Below are 2,184 nucleotides of genomic sequence, written 5' to 3' on the forward strand. Positions count from 1 at the left end.
TAATTCTCTAATTCCTTCTAGCACTGAATTCAAAGCTCCTATAACATCAGCACCTATAGTATCAGCAAATTCTCCAAATACTATATTCATTGCTCCCATGTTATTTTTAAATATTTTTAATTGATTTGAAAATGATTGAATACCTTTCTCAAAATCTTCTTGAACTGAATTTCCTTTTGTCATTGAATCTATATATTCATTTATATTACCGTTCATCATTTGTAATTGTGAAATTATATAAGGTGAATGTCTCAATTTGTTGAAATACCAATCGTTGAAATTATCTCTCATTGATAATAATTAATATGTTTTATATTAATTTCTTATGTTTTCACATAAGTTCAGACTATATCAACATCCTCGAAGATTCGATAGGATGGTTACCGTTTCGGATTCACTTGAATCCTACGAGCACAGTGCTCTAGTCGTTAGGCTTTTACAGTTTGAAACTGATTTAGCACGGTAGGTTAGCATATCGTTTCCGACTTAGCCTTCCCCGTTTAGGCAACTTTCGACATGGAATTACTTCCATGAAGAGCAAACGTTTATACTAGTAAACATCTTGGTGAGTGTCTGTATAGACAACTGACCTTTTGTATATAACTCAGATAATAACTCAACAGCCTTTGGCAGATCTTGTTGTGCTAATGTTGATAGATAATCAGAAGTTACTATTTGACCATCTCTCATAACATTATTTACTTTCATCTGCGTATTGAACATTTTAGATGCTGTTTTTTCCATGTTTAATAATTTTGTACCTAACCCTTATGTTCAGCAAGATTCGTTAATTTCTTACCCGTCCTATTTAGAACCGCTATATGTCTCCACATAGATCAGATCATATCATCATTCATAATAAAGAATGCAGTGTGTTTCCACTCACTTGAGCGTACATGATGACCGTTGAACCTTCCTCATATCTTTTGACTTAGAGGCTCGGATGCGTTTGATTGTCTCTATATTTCAAATTTTTACCATACCATAATCGTTATATTATGCCACCAATAAGTTTCCTGTATTGGCTTGGTATTGAAATCCTAACGAGAGTTCCCCGCAATTAACACTGTTTATTGAGGACATTAAGTTGTTTATCCTCACGCTTACTCCTGCTGAGTTTGCCGTTCTACCTAAACTTACTTGTCCACCGACTAATGCCAGTGATAAATCAAGTATAGTTTGTTTGTAGTCTTCCAAATCTTGACCACTTCTATTTGTAGACTCTATAAAGTTACGCATAGATGCTCCTGCATTTTTCATTGCAGAAGATATTTTCTTAAGATCAAGAGGTGTTCTTATTGTAGAAGAATGTAATGAATTCAATGCTTCAATACTGTTTTCAACTTGAATATCAAATGCCTTAAGCGTTGTATTTGTTAGCAATACTGAATCCGCCAATGACTCTCCAGAACTTACAGCAAGTTTACTAGCTCCATGAATTATCCCAACAGCTTCTTTGTAAGTACGACCAGTTCTCTCAATCTCCGTAATTTGAGAAACTATCTCGTTTGTAGCTCTAGGAATAGTAGATCCGAGATCATACATCTCATTTCTCATACCTCTAATTTCTAATACAGTTTTTCCTGCAACTATACCCATTTGATATAATCTGTCTTCAAAATCAGATATCTGAACTAATCCTTGAGTTATATTCCTACCAAGTTGTCTAAACACCATGAAATTTGAGAATGTATCAGTGAAGTTTGCACTAGCTCCTCTTTTAGTAGCCATAGCCTTAGCAAGGTCGTCTTGAACTTTTATCATTTCTTTCTTTTGTATCTTACCACCTTTTTGTATAGCCTTTACTCTACTTCTGTATTGCTTCTCCATACCAGAAGCTATAACAGATAATTTCAATCTTTCATACTGCTTCTCAAGCCTAACCTCTTCCTGTTTGGCTTTCTCAACTTGTTTAGTCTTCTCGTTGTTCAACTTTTGATTCATTTTAAGAGTGTCCGAATGAGCTTTTGCTGTAAGATCATTAGCTTTTTTCTGAGAGTTATGCATATCTAACTTAGCCTTTTCGACTCTTCTAACTGCCTTCTCTTCTTCTGTAGTCAAAGCCAACCTTTTCTTGTCTTCCTGACTTATCATTTTACCACTTTGAATAATCTTTAAGTATCCATTAGCTACATTTTCAGACTCTTTATAGTTTTGACGTTGAAACGATACTATCTTCTTCAA

Annotated in this window: 2 protein-coding genes; both read right to left on the reverse strand. The window is 34.3% G+C overall.

What is annotated here, in order from left to right:
• The coding region (locus tag AC2LE6_RS08950) for a hypothetical protein (protein WP_484478915.1) at nucleotides 1-216 on the reverse strand (216 nt) is incomplete at its 3' end.
• A 780-nt stretch (nucleotides 217-996) separates the two neighbouring features.
• On the reverse strand, nucleotides 997-2,184 hold a 1,188-nt coding region (locus tag AC2LE6_RS08955; protein ID WP_484478916.1), incomplete at its 5' end, for a phage tail tape measure protein.

The sequence above is a fragment of the Candidatus Izemoplasma sp. genome, assembly GCF_982632705.1.